General features: G+C 38.0%; 16 protein-coding genes and 1 other annotated feature. Of the genes, 14 read left to right on the top strand and 2 right to left on the bottom strand.

From position 1 onward, the window contains the following. Positions 1-122 precede the first annotated feature (122 nt). The 5 genes from tig to ysxC all read left to right on the top strand — a co-directional run bounded on the left by tig (position 123) and on the right by ysxC (position 7,807). Positions 123-1,400, top strand: coding sequence for a trigger factor (gene tig, locus PSR14_RS23800; protein ID WP_000729258.1), 1,278 nt, complete (start codon positions 123-125; stop codon positions 1,398-1,400). 264 nt (positions 1,401-1,664) lie between these two features. Further along, entirely contained in the window at positions 1,665-2,924 is a 1,260-nt protein-coding gene (gene clpX, locus PSR14_RS23795; protein ID WP_000472282.1) for an ATP-dependent protease ATP-binding subunit ClpX, read from the top strand. Between the two features lie 106 nt (positions 2,925-3,030). Continuing rightward, the gene (gene lonB / locus PSR14_RS23790) at positions 3,031-4,701 is read left to right on the top strand and encodes an ATP-dependent protease LonB (RefSeq protein WP_025991615.1); all 1,671 of its coding nucleotides are present in this window, start codon (positions 3,031-3,033) and stop codon (positions 4,699-4,701) included. 182 nt (positions 4,702-4,883) lie between these two features. Continuing rightward, a complete protein-coding gene (gene lon / locus PSR14_RS23785; RefSeq protein ID WP_071741879.1) occupies positions 4,884-7,214 on the top strand; it encodes an endopeptidase La in 2,331 nt (776 codons plus the stop codon). Next, on the top strand, positions 7,211-7,807 hold the full coding sequence (gene ysxC / locus PSR14_RS23780; RefSeq protein ID WP_000869113.1) for a ribosome biogenesis GTP-binding protein YsxC: 597 nt from the start codon (positions 7,211-7,213) through the stop codon (positions 7,805-7,807). The genes lon and ysxC overlap by 4 nt, the downstream gene beginning before the upstream one ends. 32 nt (positions 7,808-7,839) lie before the next feature. Here the strand turns inward: ysxC and PSR14_RS23775 are convergent, their stop codons facing one another. Next, the gene (locus PSR14_RS23775) at positions 7,840-8,256 is read right to left on the bottom strand and encodes an organic hydroperoxide resistance protein (RefSeq protein WP_000359781.1); all 417 of its coding nucleotides are present in this window, start codon (positions 8,254-8,256) and stop codon (positions 7,840-7,842) included. A gap of 2 nt (positions 8,257-8,258) precedes the next feature. Continuing rightward, positions 8,259-8,711 (bottom strand): MarR family winged helix-turn-helix transcriptional regulator, encoded by a 453-nt coding sequence (locus tag PSR14_RS23770; RefSeq protein ID WP_000133920.1) that lies wholly within the window; start codon positions 8,709-8,711, stop codon positions 8,259-8,261. A gap of 416 nt (positions 8,712-9,127) precedes the next feature. On the opposite strand from PSR14_RS23770, the gene hemA reads away from it, so the two are divergent. The 9 genes from hemA to PSR14_RS23725 all read left to right on the top strand — a co-directional run bounded on the left by hemA (position 9,128) and on the right by PSR14_RS23725 (position 20,533). Continuing rightward, positions 9,128-10,462 (top strand): glutamyl-tRNA reductase, encoded by a 1,335-nt coding sequence (gene hemA, locus PSR14_RS23765; protein WP_000547851.1) that lies wholly within the window; start codon positions 9,128-9,130, stop codon positions 10,460-10,462. Positions 10,463-10,479: 17 nt separating this feature from the next. After that, complete coding sequence (locus PSR14_RS23760; protein ID WP_000008993.1) at positions 10,480-11,313, top strand: inner membrane protein YpjD; 834 nt, start codon at positions 10,480-10,482, stop codon at positions 11,311-11,313. Positions 11,314-11,328: 15 nt separating this feature from the next. After that, the gene (gene hemC, locus PSR14_RS23755; RefSeq protein ID WP_074531883.1) at positions 11,329-12,258 is read left to right on the top strand and encodes a hydroxymethylbilane synthase; all 930 of its coding nucleotides are present in this window, start codon (positions 11,329-11,331) and stop codon (positions 12,256-12,258) included. A gap of 2 nt (positions 12,259-12,260) precedes the next feature. Then, positions 12,261-13,013: a uroporphyrinogen-III synthase gene (hemD, locus tag PSR14_RS23750; RefSeq protein WP_098487261.1), complete on the top strand. Its 753-nt coding sequence runs from the start codon at positions 12,261-12,263 to the stop codon at positions 13,011-13,013. A 20-nt stretch (positions 13,014-13,033) separates the two neighbouring features. Then, a complete protein-coding gene (hemB, locus tag PSR14_RS23745) occupies positions 13,034-14,023 on the top strand; it encodes a porphobilinogen synthase (protein WP_098487260.1) in 990 nt (329 codons plus the stop codon). Continuing rightward, positions 14,023-15,312: a glutamate-1-semialdehyde 2,1-aminomutase gene (gene hemL, locus PSR14_RS23740; protein WP_048557562.1), complete on the top strand. Its 1,290-nt coding sequence runs from the start codon at positions 14,023-14,025 to the stop codon at positions 15,310-15,312. The genes hemB and hemL overlap by 1 nt, the downstream gene beginning before the upstream one ends. 110 nt (positions 15,313-15,422) lie before the next feature. Beyond that, positions 15,423-16,406, top strand: coding sequence for a stage VI sporulation protein D (gene spoVID / locus PSR14_RS23735; protein WP_000179732.1), 984 nt, complete (start codon positions 15,423-15,425; stop codon positions 16,404-16,406). Positions 16,407-16,468: 62 nt separating this feature from the next. Then, positions 16,469-17,494, top strand: coding sequence for a spore coat protein YsxE (ysxE, locus tag PSR14_RS23730; RefSeq protein ID WP_000367001.1), 1,026 nt, complete (start codon positions 16,469-16,471; stop codon positions 17,492-17,494). Positions 17,495-17,616: 122 nt separating this feature from the next. Beyond that, positions 17,617-17,849, top strand: a binding site (T-box leader). Positions 17,850-17,887: 38 nt separating this feature from the next. Further along, positions 17,888-20,533 (top strand): valine--tRNA ligase, encoded by a 2,646-nt coding sequence (locus PSR14_RS23725; RefSeq protein WP_000072229.1) that lies wholly within the window; start codon positions 17,888-17,890, stop codon positions 20,531-20,533. Positions 20,534-20,614: the final 81 nt, after the last annotated feature.

Below are 20,614 nucleotides of genomic sequence, written 5' to 3'. Positions count from 1 at the left end.
TTATATCTGAAAGCTTTTGCTAGAGGATTATTTGTACTTTTGTTATTTCAAAAAAGAGATAATGAAGATCTTAATCTATAGAGGTATGTGCATACATTATTATAGTTGGAGGGAAAGAATAAATGGCTGCAAAATGGGAAAAATTAGAAGGTAACGTAGGCGTTTTAACAATCGAAGTTGATGCTAAAGAAGTAAACAACTCTATCGACGCTGCGTTCAAAAAAGTAGTAAAAACAATCAACGTACCAGGTTTCCGTAAAGGAAAAATGCCTCGTCCGTTATTCGAACAACGCTTTGGTGTTGAATCTTTATACCAAGATGCTTTAGATATCATCTTACCAAAAGCATACGGTGAAGCAATCGATGAAGCTGGTATCTTCCCAGTTGCTCATCCTGAAATCGACATTGAGAAGTTCGAAAAAAATGCTAACCTTATCTTCACTGCAAAAGTTACAGTGAAACCTGAAGTTAAATTAGGTGAGTACAAAGGTTTAGCAGTAGAAAAAGTTGAAACAACTGTAACTGACGAAGATGTAGAGAACGAATTAAAATCTTTACAAGAGCGTCAAGCTGAGCTAGTTGTTAAAGAAGAAGGAACTGTTGAAAACGGTGATACAGCTGTAATCGACTTCGAAGGTTTCGTTGATGGCGAAGCATTTGAAGGCGGAAAAGGCGAAAACTACTCTCTAGCAATCGGTTCTGGTACATTCATCCCAGGTTTCGAAGAGCAATTAATTGGTCTTAAATCTGGTGAGTCTAAAGACGTTGAAGTATCATTCCCAGAAGAGTACCATGCTGCTGAATTAGCTGGCAAACCAGCAACATTCAAAGTAACAGTTCACGAAATCAAAACAAAAGAACTTCCTGAGTTAAACGACGAGTTCGCTAAAGAAGCTGACGAAGCGGTTGCAACTCTTGATGAATTAAAAGCAAAACTTCGCACAAACTTAGAAGAAGGCAAAAAGCACGAAGCTGAGCACAAAGTACGTGACGAAGTAGTAGAATTAGCTGCTGCTAACGCTGAAATCGACATTCCAGAAGCTATGATCGACACTGAGTTAGATCGTATGGTTCGTGAATTCGAGCAACGTTTAAGCCAACAAGGTATGAACCTTGAGCTTTACTACCAATTCACAGGTACTGATGCTGACAAGTTAAAAGAGCAAATGAAAGAAGACGCTCAAAAACGCGTAAGAATCAACCTTGTTCTTGAAGCTATCATTGAAGCTGAAAACATCGAAGTTACTGAAGAAGAAGTAACTGCAGAAGTTGAAAAAATGGCTGAAATGTACGGTATGCCAGTAGACGCTATCAAGCAAGCTCTTGGAAGCGTAGACGCTTTAGCTGAAGATCTTAAAGTTCGTAAAGCTGTAGACTTCTTAGTAGAAAACGCTGCATAATAAAATAACAAGGCGCGATTTTAATCGTGCCTTGTTTTATAAATATAGAAATATATTTATAAAACTTTTCGATGAAGAAGGAAAACTTCCTTAATAAGTCGAATATACATATTTCAAAAGTTTTAAAAACTTTTTATTTGTACATAACTAGTCATATTATTTGTATTTCTCGCCACGTAGTGACATAATATGTATTTACATACGATACATTTATCGTGTACATACGAAGGCAAGAGGTTAGCACTTTGTAAGGGGTGTGAAAATATGTTTAAATTTAATGATGAAAAAGGGCAATTAAAATGTTCTTTCTGTGGTAAAACACAAACGCAAGTCCGAAAGTTAGTTGCAGGTCCAGGTGTTTACATTTGTGACGAGTGTATCGAACTTTGTACTGAAATTGTACAAGAGGAGCTTGCGAAAGACGAAGAAGTAGAATTCAAAGATGTACCGAAACCGGTAGAAATTCGTGAAATTTTAGATGAGTATGTCATCGGACAAGATAACGCGAAAAAAGCACTAGCGGTAGCGGTATATAACCATTACAAACGCATTAATTCTAACAGCAAAATTGATGATGTAGAATTAGCGAAGAGTAATATCGCACTTATCGGGCCAACAGGTAGTGGTAAAACATTACTGGCACAAACGTTAGCGCGTATTTTAAATGTTCCATTTGCAATCGCGGACGCAACATCTTTAACTGAAGCTGGGTACGTTGGGGAAGATGTAGAAAACATCTTACTTAAATTAATCCAAGCAGCTGATTATGATGTAGAGAAAGCGGAAAAAGGAATCATTTATATTGATGAGATTGATAAAGTGGCACGTAAGTCCGAAAATCCATCAATTACACGTGATGTATCTGGTGAAGGTGTGCAGCAGGCACTTCTGAAAATTTTAGAAGGTACTGTAGCAAGCGTTCCACCTCAAGGTGGCCGTAAGCATCCGCATCAAGAGTTTATTCAAATTGATACAACGAATATCTTATTCATCTGTGGTGGAGCGTTTGATGGCATCGAGCCAATTATTAAACGTCGTCTTGGTGAAAAAGTAATTGGATTTGGTTCTGAGAAGAAAAATGCTGATGTAAATGAGAAGCATGTTTTATCTCACGTATTACCAGAGGACCTTTTAAGATTTGGTTTAATTCCAGAGTTTATCGGTCGTCTTCCAGTTATTGCGAACCTAGAGCCGCTTGATGAAGATGCTCTTGTTGATATTTTAACGAAACCGAAAAATGCACTTGTTAAGCAATTCCAAAAACTATTGGAGCTTGACGATGTTGAGTTAGAGTTTGAAGAAGGCGCACTAATTGAGATTGCGAAAAAAGCAATTGAACGTAAAACAGGTGCTCGTGGACTTCGTTCTATTATTGAAGGCTTAATGCTTGAGGTAATGTTCGAGCTACCATCTCGCAAAGATATCGAGAAGTGTATTCTTACAAAAGAAACAGTAGCTGATAATGCAGCACCAAAATTGGTGTTACAAGACGGTACTGTACTTGATACAAAAACATCTGCATAATGCGAAGGAGAAACAGCAATTTTTATAATTGCTGTTTTTCTTTATGTTTAGCTATGTTCCTCCGCGGAAATACTAAGAGATAAAACATTGCGGGAGGAAATAAATGATGAGCTGGACAAATATATTTTTACTTGTTCAACTTGTTTTTGGTGTAATTGTCGGATTGTATTTTTGGCATTTACTTCGAAATCAGCGAACACAAAAAGTTTCAATTGATCGAGAATCGAAAAAAGAATTAGAACAGCTTCGTAAAATGCGCGAGATTTCTTTAACAGAGCCGCTTGCGGAAAAGGTGCGTCCTACATCCTTTTTAGATATTGTAGGGCAAGAGGACGGGATTAAGTCGTTAAAAGCGGCTCTTTGTGGTCCGAACCCGCAACATGTGATTATATATGGTCCGCCAGGTGTCGGAAAGACAGCGGCAGCACGTCTCGTATTAGAAGAAGCGAAACGAAATCCAAAATCTCCATTTCGCACAAATGCAACATTTATTGAACTGGATGCGACGACAGCTCGGTTTGATGAACGTGGTATTGCAGACCCTTTAATTGGTTCGGTGCATGATCCAATTTATCAAGGTGCTGGTGCGATGGGGCAAGCAGGTATTCCGCAACCAAAAAAAGGTGCGGTAACAGATGCTCACGGTGGTATTTTGTTTATTGATGAGATAGGTGAATTACATCCGATTCAAATGAACAAAATGTTAAAGGTGCTAGAAGATCGGAAAGTGTTTTTGGAAAGTGCATACTACAGTGAAGAGAATACGATGATTCCAACGTATATACATGACATTTTTCAAAAAGGTTTACCAGCCGATTTTCGCTTAGTTGGGGCGACGACACGTTCGCCAGAGGAGATTCCTCCTGCTATTCGGTCGCGCTGTTTAGAGGTGTTCTTCCGTGAGTTAGATACAGAAGAAATTCAAAAAGTAGCGAAGAATGCGGCTGACAAAGTGGAAATGCAAATCGGTGAAAATGGTATTGAAATGATCGGGATGTATGCAAGAAATGGGCGAGAAGCGATTAATCTTGTACAAATTTCTGCTGGAATGGCAATAAATGAAGAACGTCCTTTCATTAAAGATGAAGATATAGAGTGGGTTGTTCACTCTAGTCAACTTACACCGAAGTATGAAAAACGCATTTACCCTATTCCGAGAATCGGTCTTGTAAATGGACTTGCTGTATACGGACCAAATACAGGCGCGTTATTAGAAATTGAAGTAACAGCAATCAAGGCGAAAGATAAAGGATCGGTAAATGTTACTGGAATTGTTGAAGAGGAAAGTATTGGTAGTCAAACGAAATCCATTCGTCGTAAAAGTATGGCGAAAGGTTCTGTAGATAATGTATTAACAGTGCTTCGATCTCTAGATGTATTGCCAGAAGGGTACGATATACATATTAATTTTCCAGGTGGTATCCCGATTGATGGGCCTTCGGCGGGAATTGCTATGGCAACAGGTGTGTATTCAGCAGTGCATCATACGTATGTGAATAATGAAGTAGCGATGACTGGTGAGATAAGTATACACGGGGAAGTGAAACCTATCGGTGGTGTGTACGCAAAAATAAAAGCTGCGAAAAAGGCAGGAGCTAAGAAAGTTATCATTCCTGCTGAAAACATGCAACCATTTTTGTATACAATAAAAGGAATTGAAATTATTCCTGTTCGGAAGTTGAAGGAAGTATTTGAGCTAACGTTTATACAGGAAAATATACATCGAGAGCTCGATGTACATACTACGATAGACGAAACAGATGCACAATCAATGTGAGAATGAACGATAATAGTATTTGCCAGACTTCGTTTAAGTTTGTATGCTTAAGCGGAGTCTTTTTTCTTTTATAAGGGAGAAAAAACGAGGGATTTACAGTTGCGGAGAATCTCTGCAATTGCATCTAGATGTATTGTAATATAAAATAGTTGAACAGGAGTTTAATTTATTATGGAGGTGCTATGTCTAGTATGAATACGAATGAAAGAATCGTGCCCCTCCTACCATTAAGAGGCGTTCTCGTATATCCAACGATGGTTCTGCATCTTGATGTAGGACGTGATAAATCGATACAAGCACTAGAGCAGGCGGCAATGGATGAAAATATCATCTTTTTAGCAATGCAAAAAGAAATGAATATCGATGATCCGAAAGAAGATGACATATATAGTGTAGGTACAGTGGCGAAAGTGAAGCAAATGTTAAAATTGCCGAACGGTACGCTTCGTGTCCTTGTAGAAGGTTTACATAGAGCAGAAGTAGTAGAGTTTATCGAAGAAGAAAATGTAGTGCAAGTTTCTATTAAAACGATAACGGAAGAAGTGGAAGCTGATTTAGAAGAGAAAGCTCTTATGCGCACATTACTGGAGCATTTCGAACAATATATTAAAGTTTCGAAAAAAGTTTCAAATGAAACATTTGCAACGGTAGCTGATGTAGAAGAGCCAGGAAGATTAGCGGATTTAATTGCTTCTCACTTGCCAATTAAAACGAAGCAGAAACAAGAGATTTTAGAAATCATATCTGTGAAAGAACGATTACATACACTTATTTCAATTATTCAAGATGAACAAGAATTACTTAGTTTAGAAAAGAAAATTGGACAAAAAGTGAAACGTTCAATGGAGCGCACGCAAAAAGAATATTTTTTACGTGAGCAAATGAAGGCGATTCAAACTGAACTTGGCGATAAAGAAGGTAAGGGCGGGGAAGTTGAAGAACTTCGTGAGAAAATTGAACAGTCAGGAATGCCTGAAGAAACAATGAAGGCCGCACTGAAAGAATTAGATCGTTATGAAAAGTTACCAGCAAGTTCTGCGGAGAGCGGTGTTATTCGCAATTATATCGATTGGTTATTAGCACTTCCGTGGACAGAGGCAACAGAAGATATGATTGATCTTGCTCATTCTGAAGAGATTTTAAACAAAGATCATTACGGTCTTGAGAAAGTGAAAGAGCGCGTACTTGAATATTTAGCGGTACAGAAGTTAACGAATTCATTAAAAGGGCCTATCCTTTGTTTAGTAGGACCACCTGGGGTCGGAAAAACTTCGTTAGCGCGTTCTATTGCAACATCATTAAATCGTAATTTTGTCCGTGTATCCCTTGGTGGTGTGCGTGATGAATCTGAAATTCGTGGTCACCGTCGTACGTACGTTGGAGCAATGCCAGGACGTATTATTCAAGGTATGAAAAAGGTGAAATCAGTTAATCCAGTCTTCTTATTAGATGAAATTGATAAAATGTCTAACGATTTCCGTGGAGATCCTTCAGCAGCATTACTTGAAGTGTTAGACCCAGAACAAAACCATAACTTCAGTGATCATTATATTGAAGAACCATATGATCTATCGAAAGTTATGTTTGTAGCAACTGCGAATACACTTTCCAGTATTCCAGGTCCGTTACTTGACCGTATGGAAATTATTTCGATTGCTGGCTATACAGAGCTTGAAAAGGTTCACATTGCTCGTGAACATTTATTGCCGAAACAATTAAAAGAGCATGGCTTACGAAAAGGTAATTTACAAGTACGTGATGAAGCGCTTCTTGAAATTATCCGCTATTATACACGTGAGGCTGGTGTTCGTACATTAGAGCGCCAAATTGCAAAGGTTTGTCGTAAAGCAGCAAAGATTATCGTTACAGCAGAACGTAAGCGTATTGTAGTAACAGAGAAAAACGTTGTTGATTTACTTGGTAAGCACATATTCCGTTATGGGCAAGCTGAAAAAACAGACCAAGTTGGTATGGCGACAGGTTTAGCGTATACGGCAGCAGGTGGCGATACACTGGCGATCGAAGTGTCCGTAGCGCCAGGTAAAGGGAAATTAATTTTAACAGGGAAACTTGGGGATGTTATGAAAGAATCCGCACAAGCAGCGTTTAGCTATATTCGTTCTCGTGCAGAAGAGCTTCAGATTGATCCTGATTTCCATGAGAAAAATGATATTCATATTCATGTTCCAGAAGGAGCAGTTCCAAAGGATGGACCGTCAGCAGGTATTACGATGGCAACGGCACTTATTTCTGCGCTAACAGGTATTCCTGTAAGTAAAGAAGTGGGGATGACAGGTGAAATTACACTTCGTGGTCGTGTATTACCGATTGGTGGTTTAAAAGAAAAAACATTAAGTGCTCACCGCGCAGGTTTAACAAAGATTATTTTACCAGCGGAAAATGAGAAAGATTTAGATGATATTCCAGAGAGCGTAAAAGAAAACCTTACGTTTGTGCTTGCATCTCATTTAGATGAAGTATTGGAGCACGCATTAGTAGGAGTGAAACAATGAAAGTAACAAAAGCAGACATTGTAATTAGTGCTGTTAAACCAGAACAATATCCAGACGGTGACTTACCAGAAATTGCATTAGCAGGTCGTTCAAATGTCGGGAAGTCTTCCTTTATTAATAAAATTTTAAATCGTAAAAAGTTAGTACGTATTTCTTCTAAACCAGGAAAAACACAAACATTAAACTTCTTCTTAATTAATGAGATGATGCACTTTGTGGACGTTCCAGGTTACGGATATGCGAAAGTATCTAAAACAGAGCGCGCGGCTTGGGGTAAAATGATTGAAACGTATTTTACAACACGTGAGCAATTAGATGCAGCTGTATTAGTAGTTGATTTACGTCACAAACCAACAAATGATGATGTAATGATGTATGATTTCTTAAAGCATTATGACATTCCAACCATTATTATTGCAACGAAAGCCGATAAAATTCCGAAAGGGAAATGGCAAAAGCATTTAAAAGTTGTAAAAGAAACGCTTGATATTGAAAGTGGCGATGAAGTCGTTCTATTCTCTTCTGAAACAGGACTTGGGAAAGAAGAAGCATGGAAAGCAATTCATAAATTTACAAAAACAAAAAACGCGTGACGAATGTCGCGCGTTTTTTTCTTTATACACTTTTAGCGTACGTTTAATGTAACCTCAATATTTCCTCGTGTTGCTTTAGAGTAAGGACATACACCGTGAGCGGCTTCTACAAGTTCTTGTGCTTCGCTATGTGAAACGCCAGCGACATGTACATCAAGTACAGCAGATAGGCCGAAACCACCATCTGTATCTTTTCCGATAGAAACGTGAGCAGTTACTTCTGTACTTTCTACTTTCACACGTTTCGTACGAATGACAAGTTGTAATGCACTATCAAAACAAGCAGCGTAACCAGCAGCAAATAGTTGTTCTGGATTTGTTGCCTCTCCGCCTGCACCACCTAGTGCTTTCGGCATTTTCACATCAAGATTTAATATGCCATCATCTGATACTACTTTTCCATTTCTTCCACCTGTAGCAGTTACTGAAGCAGTATATAATTTATCCATGTTTATTCCCCTTTTCTATCATTAATTGTTTTCATTGTTTCAATTAGTTTATTTAATTGAATTAATAAAGAACGATATTCTTGTTCTGTAATTCCTAAATTTGTTGCCATCGTTGTCGGCAATGAACAAGCCTTATCTTGTAAATCTTTTCCTTGTTCTGTTAATTCAATACACACTTTTCGCTCATCTTCTTTGGAACGAACGCGTTTTACAAGGTTTAATGATTCCATTCGTTTTAACATAGGTGTTAACGTACCGGAATCTAAAAATAGACGTTCTCCAATTTCTTTTACTGTTAATCCATCTTGCTCCCATAGTACGAGTAAAGTAATGTACTGTGGATACGTAATGCCCATTTCTTCTAAATATGGTCGGTAAAAGCGTGTAACCTCTCTAGAACAAGCGTAAATAGAAAAACAAAGTTGATTATCTAGATGCAAAGAATCTTCTGTCATGAATGACTCCTTTCTAATTAAGTTGTGCACAATTTAATTTTGTAAAATCAATATAACGAAAAAGAAATACAATGTCAAATACATTTTATTGAGAAAGTTTGTGCTACAATTTGGAACAATCATACATATTTTCCTTCATGATGAAAGAAGATAGGAAAGATGATGTTATAATTTATATGGAATAGTTTCCATCACTTGATTATGAGGGCTTTTTTTGGTAACGTACAAATAGAGTTATTAATTTATAATCATTATAAAGTAGAAAAATTTTATTCATTTTACTGAATCTCCTTTCTTACATATGGAGAATAAATAAAAAAATAATCGGTTGTTCACACGATTGTCAGATTCATAAGAGGAAAGTTGTATTATGATAGTAGATAAAGTGATAAAACGGGTGAAGGGGGACATGCTGCGTGCATATTCTTGTTGTTAGTGTAAATTATCGAACAGCCCCTGTAGAATTTCGTGAGAAACTCACATTTCAGGCAGCAGAGCTAGAGCAAGCAATGACTACATTACAAAATCAAAAGAGCGTGTTAGAGAATGTCATTGTATCAACTTGTAATCGCACTGAGGTTTATGCTGTTGTCGATCAATTACACACGGGACGGTATTATATTAAGAAGTTTTTAGCTGATTGGTTTCAGCTTGAAATAGAAGAAGTCGCACCATATTTAACTATTTTTGAACAAGATGGTGCAATCGATCATTTATTCCGCGTAACGTGCGGTTTAGATTCTATGGTAGTTGGAGAGACGCAAATTTTAGGTCAAATAAAAGATAGCTTTTTAGAAGCGCAACAAGTAAAAGCAACAGGGACAATTTTTAATGAATTGTTTAAGCAAGTTATTACATTGGCGAAACGTGCTCACTCAGAAACGACAATTGGTGAAAGCGCGATGTCTGTTAGTTATGCTGCTGTTGAGCTTGGGAAGAAAATATTTGGCGAGTTAACAGATTGTCACGTACTTATTCTTGGTGCTGGTAAAATGGGTGAACTTGCACTACAAAACTTATATGGAAGTGGTGCTCGTAAAGTAACAGTCATGAATAGAACGCTTTCAAAAGCAGAAATAATGGCTGAGAAATATATGGGACACGCAAAACCTTTAAGTGAATTACAATGTGCATTATTAGAAGCTGATATTTTAATTAGTTCAACTGGTGCATCGGATTATGTCATTACGAAAGAGATGATGACAAAGGTAGAGAAAATGCGCTCTGGTCGTCCATTATTTATGGTTGATATTGCAGTGCCGCGTGATATTGATCCAGCAATTGATGAGCTAGAAGGTTCTTTCTTGTATGACATTGATGATTTGCAAGGAGTAGTGGAAGCGAACCGTGCTGAGCGTTTGAAAGAAGCAGAGAAAATTCAATTTATGATTGAAGAGGAAATTGTTGTATTTAAAACGTGGTTAAGTACACTTGGTGTCGTTCCGTTAATATCAGCCCTTCGTGATAAGGCACTTGCTATCCAAAGTGAAACGATGGAAAGTCTGGAACGAAAAATACCGAATCTTAGTGATCGTGAGAGAAAAGTAATTAGTAAGCATACGAAAAGTATTATTAATCAATTATTAAAAGACCCAATTTTAGTAGCGAAAGAAATAGCTGCTGAAGAGGGAGCAGACGAAAAATTAGCGTTATTTGCAAAGATTTTCGATTTAGAAATGGAAGACGTAGAGAGTCGTGCGGAAGAAGTAGAACATAAAAGAGCGTGGACACCATCCGTTCCATCTTTATAATTTGGAAGGATGATCGGATGAGTTTTTTAAATAACAGTATTATTTATCATATTGCAATTATTTTATATGCTTGTAGCATTAGTTTATATTTTATAGATTATTTCCAAAGTAACCGAAAGGCGAACCGATTTGCTTTTTGGTTACTTTCGATTGTATGGGTTCTGCATTCTATTTTTATGTTGCTTAGAGCTACAGATTCAGAAACGAACCCCCTTTTAACCTTATTATCAGGTATTTATTTTTATGTTTGGCTATTGATTACGATGTCGTTAGTCATTAATCGATTTATGAGAATCGATTTTTTAGTCTTTTTTACAAATGTTGTTGCATTTGGCGTAAGCGCTTTTTCTATTTTTACGCCGCTTGGAAAGATGTCGCCGATACTTGCAGAGCAATTAGTTTCGGAGCTTGTATATGTACATGTCGGTATGGCTATTATTTCTTATGCAACTTTTACTGTATCGTTCATTTTTTCTATTATGTATTTATTGCAATATCGCCTATTAAAAAAGAAAAAATGGAATGCCAGATTAAGAAGGTTAGGGAATTTACCGAAGCTAGAATCGATGTCTTACGGATTAAATTTATTTTCTGTTCCATTTTTCTTACTAGCTATTTTATTAGGATGCATATGGGGATATACAAAATTGGACAATTTCCATTGGTATGATACGAAAGTAATCGGGTCCTTTGTCGTTCTATTTGTATATTGTGCTGGCCTATATTTACGAGCGGCAGATGTGTTGCAAGGGAAGAAAATCGTGCAGTGGAACATCGGAGCATTTCTCGTAATGCTAATTAATATTTTTCTATTAAGCAGTTTATCCAACTTCCACTTTTGGTATTTATAATGAGGAGAGAAAATTATGCGCAAAATTATTGTAGGGTCACGAAAGAGTAAATTAGCATTAACGCAAACAAATTGGTTTATTGATCAGTTAAAAGCGCTAGGTTTACCATATGAATTTGAAGTGAAAGAAATCGTCACAAAAGGCGATGTAATTTTAGATGTTACTCTTTCAAAAGTAGGTGGCAAAGGCTTGTTTGTGAAGGAGATTGAACATGCGCTACTTACGAAAGAAATTGATATGGCTGTACATAGTATGAAAGATATGCCGGCCGTACTTCCAGAAGGATTAATGATTGGTTGTACACCAAAGCGTGTTGACCCTCGTGATGCTTTTATCTCAAAAAACGGAGCGTCGTTTAAAGAGTTAGCAGAAGGCGCTATTTTAGGTACGAGTAGTTTAAGACGTAGTGCACAGCTACTCGCTGCGAGACCAGACTTACAAGTGAAGTGGATTCGCGGAAATATCGATACACGTTTACGCAAATTAAAAGAAGAAGATTACGATGCAATTATTTTAGCGACAGCGGGATTACAAAGAATGGGCTGGGATAATGAAGTTATTACAGAACATTTAGATGAGACGTTATGTGTACCTGCTGTAGGACAAGGTGCATTAGCGATTGAGTGTCGTGAGGATGATAAAGATTTACTGCAGTTGTTAGCTCATATGAATGATGGAGTAACAGAAAAAACAGTGGCAGCAGAACGCGTATTTCTTCATAAACTTGAAGGGGGATGCCAAGTTCCGATCGCTGGATATGCAACTCTTACGGAAAACGATGCAATCGAATTAACAGCTCTTGTCGGGTCTATGGACGGTTCTGTTTTATTGAAAGAGACAGTAGTAGGAACTGATCCAGAGAAAGTAGGATTAGAGGCTGCGGACCGTTTAATTAACCAAGGCGCAAAAGAACTCATTCTTGCTGCAAATAAGGAGCAACAATAAGCATGAACGCTCTCGCTGGCAAAACGGTATTGATTACACGTGCCCAGCATCAAGCAAAACAAATGAGTGTAGCGGTGAAAGAAAAGAGCGGAATTCCATTGGAAATTCCGCTTTTGCGTATGGAAGGTATGTCTCATAGGCAAATTCAACATATAGCAGGGCAGTTACATTCGTATGACTGGGTTATTTTTACGAGTAAAAATGGGGTAGCTTTTTTTCTAGATCGTTTGAGACAGAAGCTACCTGTAACGACTAAAATTGCTGCAGTAGGTGTGAAAACAAAGTTAGAGTTAGAAAAGCGAGGCTATCGAGTGGATTTTGTTCCAACTTCATTTGTTGCAGAAGTATTTGCAGAAGAGTTTGTAAAAAGATTAAGTGGAAACGAACGTATTTTATTTCCGAAAGGGAATTTAGCAAGAGACGTAATTCCAGTTGCGCTTCGTGAAATGGGTGTTTCTCTAGATGAACTTATCGTATATGGTACGAAAGAAAATGTAGAGAAAAAGCAAGAGCTTATAGAAGCATTGAAGTTAGGGAAAGTAGACATTATTACATTTACGAGCCCTTCCACTGTTACGAGTTTTGTTCGTTTACTTGAGGATACAAACTGGAGAGAATGGACAAAAAAATGTACAATTGCTTGTATAGGGCCTATTACGGAAAAAGAGGCGAGCCTTTATTTTCCGCATATTATTATGCCGAAAGAGTACACTGTAGAAGCATTACTACAATGTGTTTGTGAATCTATAAAATAAAAGAATGGGGATAGAAATCTATGAACTCTTTACAATTTAATCGTCATCGTCGCTTAAGACAAAGTGGAGGCATGCGTGCGCTTGTGCGTGAAACGTTTTTACATACGGAAGATTTTATTTACCCTATTTTTGTATTAGAAGGAGAGAATGTTCGTAATGAAGTGCCTTCTATGCCAGGCGTATATCAAATATCTTTAGATTTATTGCAAGCTGAAATGCAAGAAGTTGTTGATTTAGGTATTCGTTCTGTTATTGTATTTGGTTTACCTGCTGAAAAAGATGAAGTTGGATCATCAGCATATTGTGATCATGGAATTGTGCAACGTGCGATTCAGCAAATTAAAGGTGAATTCCCTGATCTAGTAGTAGTTGCGGATACATGTTTATGCCAATTCACAAGCCATGGTCATTGCGGTGTAATTGAAGATGGTATTATTTTAAATGACGAGTCTCTTGCAGTTCTTACAAAAACAGCTGTAAGCCAAGCGAAAGCAGGAGCGGACATTATTGCGCCATCAAACATGATGGACGGATTCGTAACAGCAATTCGCCACGCATTAGATGAAAATGGTTTTGGACATGTACCAGTTATGTCGTACGCTGTTAAATATTCATCAGCATTTTACGGACCATTCCGTGATGCGGCGCATGGTGCACCGCAATTTGGTGATCGTAAAACATATCAAATGGACCCAGCGAACCGCATGGAAGCATTCCGTGAAGCAGAATCAGATGTAATGGAAGGGGCAGATTTCTTAATTGTAAAGCCAGCTCTTTCTTACTTAGATATCGTTCGTGATGTGAAAAATAACTTTAATTTACCAGTCGTTGCTTATAACGTAAGCGGTGAATATTCAATGATTAAAGCGGCAGCGCAAAATGGCTGGATTAATGAAAAAGAAGTTGTACTTGAAAAATTAATTAGTATGAAACGCGCAGGAGCAGATTTAATTATTACGTATCATGCGAAAGATGCAGCAAGATGGTTACAAGAAGGAGGCGCTAAATAATGAAAAAGTTTGATAAGTCGATTGCAGCGTTTGAAGAGGCTCAAGATTTAATGCCTGGTGGCGTAAATAGCCCAGTTCGTGCTTTTAAGTCTGTCGGTATGAATCCGTTGTTTATGGAGCGTGGAAAAGGCTCTAAAGTATATGATATCGATGGAAATGAATACATCGATTACGTATTATCATGGGGTCCATTAATTCATGGTCATGCAAATGATTGTGTTGTTGAGGCTTTAAAAGCTGTTGCTGAAAAAGGTACGAGCTTCGGTGCTCCAACGGAAATTGAAAATAAATTAGCGAAACTTGTTATTGAGCGTGTTCCATCAATTGAGATTGTGCGTATGGTTAACTCTGGAACAGAAGCGACAATGAGTGCGCTACGTTTAGCTCGTGGTTATACAGGGCGTAACAAAATTTTGAAATTTATCGGTTGTTATCACGGTCATGGTGACTCGTTATTAATTAAAGCGGGTTCTGGGGTAGCGACGCTAGGTTTACCAGATAGCCCTGGTGTACCAGAAGGTGTAGCGAAAAATACGATTACAGTAGCGTATAACGATTTAGAAAGTGTGAAATACGCTTTCGAACAATTCGGTGATGATATTGCTTGTGTCATTGTAGAACCAGTAGCAGGGAATATGGGTGTTGTTCCTCCGCAACCAGGATTTTTAGAAGGTCTTCGTGAAGTAACAGAGCAAAATGGCGCATTGCTTATTTTTGATGAAGTAATGACAGGATTCCGTGTTGCTTATAATTGTGGACAAGGTTATTACGGTGTAACACCTGATTTAACTTGTTTAGGTAAAGTAATCGGTGGTGGATTACCGGTAGGAGCATACGGTGGTAAAGCAGAAATTATGCGCCAAGTTGCACCGAGCGGACCGATTTATCAAGCAGGTACTTTATCAGGTAACCCACTAGCAATGGCAGCAGGTTATGAAACGTTAGTACAGTTAACGCCAGAATCGTATGTAGAATTTGAGCGTAAAGCTGAAATGTTAGAAGCTGGCTTACGTAAAGCGGCTGAAAAACATGGCATTCCACATCATATCAATCGTGCGGGTTCTATGATTGGTATCTTCTTTACAGATGAACCAGTTATTAATTACGATGCAGCAAAATCTTCAAACTTAGAGTTCTTTGCGGCTTACTATCGTGAAATGGTAGAACAAGGGGTATTTTTACCGCCATCTCAATTCGAAGGTTTATTCTTATCGACAGCACATAGTGATGCTGATATTGAAGCGACGATTGCAGCGGCTGAAATTGCAATGTCAAAATTAAAAGCTTAATTGAATAAAGAAAATCGCTCTCCGTAAGGGGAGCGATTTTTTTTTATTCATAAAGTCAGCTTTCCGTACATAAATCTGTAATGACATATAGTTTGGGAGGGGGAAAAGAAGTGGCAACAGATCATTCATTACGTTTTTCATTAAAAGAATCTGTTTGGTTCCAAAAAGGACAGGAAGTCGAAGAACTTTTGTCAATTTCGTTAGATCCAGACGTTGAGATAGAAGAGCTTGATCATGAGGTTATTGTGAGAGGGCAATTAGATTTAACGGGAGAGTATGTTGCAAGGCAAGATGATTCAGCTTATTCATTAAGAGATTTATCGCCAGCGAAGTCAATTGATTATGTAGAAACGAGAGAAGATGGGGTTAATGAACTTGTTCATTCCTTTCCGCTTGAAATATCGATCCCAAGAAACCGTGTGAAAGTAATTGAAGAACTATATGTATCCATCGAGGAATTTGATTATGAATTAAAGGAAAATGGTTGCTTACAATTATTAGCGGATATATCTATTACAGGATTATGTGATGAAGAACGCATCGAGGATGAAGAGGAAGAGAAAGAAACGGCGTATGCTGAGTTGGAAGTTGATTCAGCGCAAGAGGATGAAAATAGACCGACGCCGCAAGTAGAAGAACCAGCTTATAAGGAATCAGATGAGTGGGAAGATTACGCGTTTGAACCGTTCCAACTAGAAGAAAGAAAAGAGCAGGAAGTAGAAGAAGAGGAAATAGAAGAACATGAATTTGTAGAGCGTGAAGAGGAGAAAGAAACAACGCCGCAATTTGAATTGTTCGGACGAAAAGATTTCAAGAAAGAAAAAGCGAAAAAACAAGAAGAGCAAGAAGAAGAAACGTATTCACAGCGAGATGAAAATGCGCTTTATTTAACGAAATTATTTACGAAAGAACCGGAAGAAGAATTTACAAAGTTAAGAATGTATTTCGTGCAAGAAGGAGATACGATTGAATCTGTTGCAGAACGTTATGAAACATCTGTACAAAACTTATACCGTGTCAATCAAACAGAAGATATATATTTAACTACAGGACAAATTATTTATATTCCTGTTTCAAGAGCAAAAGCGAAATAAGTGAGTGTTTTCACTCACTTATTTTTCTAAAGGCTATGTTTTGAATAGAAAGGGTTATTCGTATGGATATGGAATTACGAAATCGCTATGAACCCATTGTAAGGCAATATAGATTGGATACGCAGCATATGGAAGAACACGGAAGCGTGACGAAAATTTATACGAATCAAGGTCCATATGCGCTCAAGAAAATAGAAGGCAGGAAGTTAGAGCGGAATAACTTTTTGCACCATATTCAATATTTAAAGGAGAAAGGTTTTTCAAATTATGTACCTATATACCATGCGACGGATGGAAATTATATTTTAAGTGACGGTACGTATAATTATTATTTAATGCCTTGGTTAGAGCGTGCGGAAGGGAACGGCGAGGATAATGATCAATACCATAAAATGTTTCAGACTCTCGGAACGTTGCATCAAAAAACGGTAAAAGAAGAAACGTATACAGAAGAGGATTTAGAAAAACATTATACAAATATATCCGATCGCTGGGAAAGTGATGGAGAGATGTTAGAAGAGTTTCTTGTAGAATCTGAAGCGAAGTGGTATATGTCTCCGTTTGAATTGCAATATTGTACGTACTATCATCATGTAATGAGGGCGCGTGAGTTTGCGACGAAGCAATTAAATGAGTGGAACGATGCAATGAAAGAAAAAGAAACAACGCGCATTACTTTTGTACATGGTAACGTATCGCTTAATCATTTTTTATTTGATTATGAACGGAATGGCTATTTTATTAGTTTAGAAAAATCGAAGTTTGCAACACCTGTGCAAGATATTGTAGGCTTTTATTCTCGGTCTTTAAACACATATCCAATTGCGCGAAGTGATCGGTTTGAATGGTATCAAATGTATCAAAAAAATTTCCCTTTTACGAAAGAAGAGCAACTACTCATGTTTGCGTATATGACGTATCCATCGCAATTTATTCGGCAAATCCAGTCTTATAAGAAAAGAAGAGAGCGGCGTAATGAGGAAAATGAACTTCTCGGAGTAAAGAGTTTGCAACAAGCGCATTGGCTCGTTAGTAATATAGAATATTTTCTTTCGCAATTACAAGCTGCCCAGCAAGGGAACGGATAAAGAAGATAAGTAGAGGATGTTACTTATCTTCTTTTTTTTACTCAAAAAGCTGTAGTATTAAATTTATCTTGACGAATAAGGTTTCGTTTTTTACACTATTGTATATAATAATTAACAATCATATAAATGCCTTGAAGGGGAAGAGTATAACAAGAAACGTCTTCAGAGAGGAGAATCATTAGCTGGGAGATTCTCTAGATAGTTATGTTAGAAGGTAGCCCTGGAGCATCTTTTCTGAACGGAATAGTTCTCATTAGGAAAAGACGGATTTGTCCGTTATCAAATTAAGAGTATAAGCAAATTTCTGAATTTGTTTGTAAATAAAGGTGGTACCGCGATGTCCCTCGTCCTTTTTTGGATGAGGGGCATTTTTTATTTTAAGGAGGGAAAATAATGTCAAACACGGAAAAGAATTTACCAACTAAATATGATCATATGTCCGTTGAAGAAGGCCTTTATCAGTGGTGGTTAGAAGGCAAATATTTTGAAGCAACAGGAGACGAGAAGAAACAACCGTATACAATTGTAATTCCACCTCCGAACGTAACTGGTAAGTTACACTTAGGTCATGCTTGGGATACAACTCTTCAAGATATTTTAACTCGTACGAAGCGTATGCAAGGTTACGATGTATTGTGGCTTCCAGGAATGGACCATGCGGGTATCGCAACACAAGCGAAAGTAGAAGGGAAACTTCGTGAAGAAGGTATTTCACGTTACGATCTTGGCCGTGAGAAATTCCTTGAAAAGGCTTGGGAATGGAAAGAAGAATACGCTTCTCACATTCGTCAACAATGGGGGAAAGTTGGTTTAGGACTAGACTATTCTCGCGAACGTTTCACATTAGACGAAGGTTTATCTGATGCGGTTAATAAAGTATTCGTTCAATTATACGAAAAAGGCTTAATTTACCGCGGTGAATATATTATCAACTGGGACCCGGCAACACGCACAGCTCTTTCTGATATTGAAGTAATTCATAAAGAAGTTCAAGGTGCATTCTACCATATGAACTATCCGTTAACAGATGGATCTGGCCACATTCGTCTTGCAACAACTCGTCCAGAAACGATGCTTGGTGATACAGCGGTAGCGGTTCATCCAGAAGACGATCGTTACAAGCATTTAATCGGAAAAACAGTTACACTTCCAATCGTAGGCCGTGAGATTCCGATTATTGCTGATGAGTATGTAGAAAAAGATTTCGGAACAGGTGTTGTAAAAATTACGCCAGCTCATGACCCGAATGACTTTGAAGTAGGTAACCGTCATGACTTACCACGTATCTTAGTAATGAACGAAGATGGAACGATGAACGAAAAAGCTGGTAAGTATAACGGTATGGATCGTTTCGAGTGCCGTAAAGCGTTAGTAAAAGATTTACAAGAAGCGGGCGTATTAGTAGAAATCGAGCCTCATATGCATTCAGTAGGTCATAGTGAGCGTAGTGGTGCAGTTGTTGAGCCTTACTTATCAACACAATGGTTCGTAAAAATGGCTCCACTTGCTGAGAAGGCAGTAGCGCTTCAGCAAAAAGAAGAAGAGAAAGTAACGTTCGTACCAGAGCGTTTCGAAAACACATATTTACGTTGGATGGAAAATATTCACGACTGGTGTATTTCTCGTCAATTATGGTGGGGACACCGCATTCCAGCTTGGTATCATAAAGAAACTGGTGAAGTATACGTAGGTACAGAAGCACCAGCAGATATTGAAAACTGGAATCAAGATAACGACGTACTTGATACATGGTTCAGTTCAGCACTATGGCCATTCTCAACACTTGGTTGGCCAAATGAAGATGCAGCAGACTTCAAGCGTTACTATTCAACAGATGCACTAGTAACTGGTTATGACATCATCTTCTTCTGGGTATCTCGTATGATTTTCCAAGGTTTAGAGTTTACAGGCGAGCGTCCATTTAAAGATGTATTAATTCACGGTTTAGTTCGTGATGAGCAAGGACGTAAAATGAGTAAATCTCTTGGTAACGGTATTGACCCAATGGAAGTTATCGAGAAGTACGGTGCAGATGCAATGCGTTTCTTCTTATCAACGGGAAGTGCACCAGGTCAAGATTTACGCTTCAGCATGGAGAAAGTAGAATCTACTTGGAACTTCATTAATAAAATTTGGAATGCATCACGTTTCGTATTAATGAACATGGATGACATGAAATATGAAGAAATCGATTTAACTGGTGAAAAATCAGTTGCAGATAAGTGGATTTTAACTCGCTTAAATGAAACAATCGAAAGCGTAACACGTAACATGGATAAATATGAGTTCGGTGAAGCTGGTCGCTCATTATACAACTTTATTTGGGATGATTTCTGTGACTGGTACATTGAAATGGCGAAACTTCCTCTATACGGTGAAGATGAAGCAGCTAAGAAAACAACTCGTTCTATTTTAGCTTACGTATTAGACCAAACAATGCGTCTATTACACCCATTCATGCCATTCGTAACAGAGAAGATTTGGCAACATTTACCGCACGAAGGCGAATCTATTACAGTAGCAGCGTGGCCAACAGTACGCGAAGATTTACAAGATGCAGAAGCTGCAGCAGAAATGCACCTTCTAGTTGATATCATTCGTTCTGTTCGTAATATCCGTGCAGAAGTTAATACGCCAATGAGCAAAAAAGTTCAAATGCAAATTAAAGCAAAAGACGAGGCTGTACTTGCTCAACTTACGAAAAACAGCTCTTACATTGAGCGTTTCTGTAACCCAAGCGAATTAACAATTCAAACGGACTTACAAGCGCCAGAAAAAGCAATGACTGCAATCGTAACAGGTGCAGAGTTATTCTTACCGTTAGCTGATCTTATCAATCTTGATGAAGAGAGAGCGCGTCTTGAGAAAGAGCTTGAGAAGTTCGACAAAGAAGTAGAACGTGTACAGAAGAAACTTTCAAACCAAGGTTTCGTAGCGAAAGCTCCTGCAGCAGTTATTGAAGGAGAGCGTGCGAAAGAGCAAGATTACCTAGAAAAACGCGAAGCAGTTCGCCAACGTCTAGCAGATCTTGAGAAATAAAATGCTTTTTAGAGACTCACTATATTGGTGAGTCTCTTTTCTTTGCGTATAATAGGGTTATGAAGGTTGTTTTTTGAAAGG

Origin of the sequence: Bacillus sp. A01H (assembly GCF_045277205.1) — a bacterium.
Classification (GTDB): Bacteria; Bacillota; Bacilli; order Bacillales; family Bacillaceae_G; genus Bacillus_A; species Bacillus_A paranthracis.
Note: the sequence above shows the minus strand (reverse complement) of the source record. Positions and strands in the feature narration are given on the sequence as shown.

Coding starts and splice junctions, on each gene's coding strand:
- tig (WP_000729258.1), top strand. CDS start 123: ATGGCTGCAAAATGGGAAAAATTAGAAGGTAACGTAGGCGTTTTAACA.
- clpX (WP_000472282.1), top strand. CDS start 1,665: ATGTTTAAATTTAATGATGAAAAAGGGCAATTAAAATGTTCTTTCTGT.
- lonB (WP_025991615.1), top strand. CDS start 3,031: ATGAGCTGGACAAATATATTTTTACTTGTTCAACTTGTTTTTGGTGTA.
- lon (WP_071741879.1), top strand. CDS start 4,884: ATGTCTAGTATGAATACGAATGAAAGAATCGTGCCCCTCCTACCATTA.
- ysxC (WP_000869113.1), top strand. CDS start 7,211: ATGAAAGTAACAAAAGCAGACATTGTAATTAGTGCTGTTAAACCAGAA.
- PSR14_RS23775 (WP_000359781.1), bottom strand. CDS start 8,256: ATGGATAAATTATATACTGCTTCAGTAACTGCTACAGGTGGAAGAAAT.
- PSR14_RS23770 (WP_000133920.1), bottom strand. CDS start 8,711: ATGACAGAAGATTCTTTGCATCTAGATAATCAACTTTGTTTTTCTATT.
- PSR14_RS23760 (WP_000008993.1), top strand. CDS start 10,480: ATGAGTTTTTTAAATAACAGTATTATTTATCATATTGCAATTATTTTA.
- hemC (WP_074531883.1), top strand. CDS start 11,329: ATGCGCAAAATTATTGTAGGGTCACGAAAGAGTAAATTAGCATTAACG.
- hemD (WP_098487261.1), top strand. CDS start 12,261: ATGAACGCTCTCGCTGGCAAAACGGTATTGATTACACGTGCCCAGCAT.
- hemB (WP_098487260.1), top strand. CDS start 13,034: ATGAACTCTTTACAATTTAATCGTCATCGTCGCTTAAGACAAAGTGGA.
- hemL (WP_048557562.1), top strand. CDS start 14,023: ATGAAAAAGTTTGATAAGTCGATTGCAGCGTTTGAAGAGGCTCAAGAT.
- ysxE (WP_000367001.1), top strand. CDS start 16,469: ATGGATATGGAATTACGAAATCGCTATGAACCCATTGTAAGGCAATAT.
- PSR14_RS23725 (WP_000072229.1), top strand. CDS start 17,888: ATGTCAAACACGGAAAAGAATTTACCAACTAAATATGATCATATGTCC.